A 1,512-nucleotide genomic window follows, 5' to 3' on the forward strand; every position below is an offset into this window, starting at 1 on the left:
AAACTACAAGTATCAATTATGACAAGCAAAAAACCATTACAAAGCCCATTTATACGCATCTTGGCGGATTCGAGGAGGAGATAAATTTCGAGGCTACCATACTGTTAAACAACGTTTTGGAGTTTTTAGGTTTCGAAAGTCTTGTAAAAAAGGGCGATCCGCTTAATATCTCCAGCTTTGATTTAATAGATAATAAACAAATTTTTATCACTAAGCTGATTCAAAGCGTATCTAATTTCGTAAAAACCGAGCTTGGTGGTATTACGTATTACACTAAAAAATTACAAATTTCAGGATTTATCATTGAGTAAGTCAAACGAAGCCGTATTAAATCGCCTGCAAAAAGATATCGTCAATGCGATGAATAGGACACTTTCAAAGATCAAGAAAGAGCAAACCAATCTCATACTCCAAGATATATCCGTTCGAAAAGAAAAGATACAAAACACCCGCTCCTCGAAATATATAAAAGCGTCTTTTAACAATATGAGCATTAATATCAAAACTTACGACAATAACATAACTCCTACTATGCTGCCACATGGAAAAACTACGCGTTTCGGGGTAGTCATATCGATAAATTCTAGAACGCAAAAATTGCTAAGAGGCGGTTTTGTAAAACCTCGTACAAGAAAGGGCGGCATAATCATCAGTTCAAAAAGCATTAAAAGCGATATTTTCGGAGTATATAGCGGGAATTTCAAAGAATCTAAAAGGAGCTATTTCGTATCTACTAAAATGAAACCCAGTCTATATGACTTTGCAGCAAAAAATATCGATACGTTATTAAAAAAAGCCGAGCAGATTTTTACCGAGGAGCTAAAAAAATGAAGTATCTTGCAAAAGATGGCGATGCACTTGATATGCTGTGCTATAAGCATTACCAAACTTTGGATACGGATGTGTATTCGCAGTTTTTAAGGCAAAATGAGCATCTATTAACCAAAGAAGTTTTAAAAGGCGGAGATATCTTCTATTTCCCGGATATAAAAAAGAAGCAAAAAAAAAAAGAAAAATATTTATGGGAATGAATGCTGACTTTAAAAAGCCTAAGGTGCAAATTTTATATAACGGTATGGATAAAACGGAGGCTATGGATTGGATAAATATCAGTATCGAGGACAACGAAGGTAAGGAAACGGATAAACTAAATATCACGTTAGGATATGGCGCCGCGAAACCTAGATTTAAAGATAGCATAGAAATTTATATCGATGACTTCTTTCTGGGATTTTTCACTATCGCTACAATCAAAACGAAGTATAAAAAGAGCTACGAGATAGAAGCGATCGCAGCAAATTTTATGAGTGCGCTAAAAGAAAAGAAATCAAGATCGCACCTAGGTTTAAGCTATAAAAAGGTAATCGAAAATATAGCGAGTGAAAACGGATTAAAAACTAAAATAAATTTTAAACGGATGAACGAGGTTGTAGAGCTAGAGCAACACGACCTAAGCGATACTGCATTTTGCCAGAAAATAGCCGATAAACTCGATCTTACTTTCAGTATAAA

General features: G+C 34.7%; 3 protein-coding genes and 1 pseudogene. All 4 read left to right on the forward strand.

Translation table 11 applies throughout. The features are described from left to right. Positions 1–311: hypothetical protein (locus tag Q0256_RS04330; protein WP_297960363.1), on the forward strand; the 311-nt coding region annotated here is incomplete at its 5' end. Next, positions 304–831 carry a hypothetical protein gene (locus tag Q0256_RS04335; RefSeq protein ID WP_297960366.1) on the forward strand — a complete coding sequence of 176 codons (528 nt, stop codon included), beginning with the start codon at positions 304–306 and terminating at the stop codon, positions 829–831. The genes Q0256_RS04330 and Q0256_RS04335, both read left to right, overlap by 8 nt. Beyond that, positions 828–1,031: a tail protein X gene (locus Q0256_RS04340; protein WP_297960369.1), complete on the forward strand. Its 204-nt coding sequence runs from the start codon at positions 828–830 to the stop codon at positions 1,029–1,031. Before Q0256_RS04335 ends, Q0256_RS04340 begins: the two co-directional genes overlap by 4 nt. Next, a pseudogene (locus Q0256_RS04345) lies at positions 1,022–1,512 on the forward strand (phage tail protein); the annotation flags it as partial. The gene Q0256_RS04340 and the pseudogene Q0256_RS04345, both read left to right, overlap by 10 nt.

The sequence above is a fragment of the uncultured Campylobacter sp. genome (assembly GCF_937949835.1).
Classification (GTDB): domain Bacteria; phylum Campylobacterota; class Campylobacteria; order Campylobacterales; family Campylobacteraceae; genus Campylobacter_B.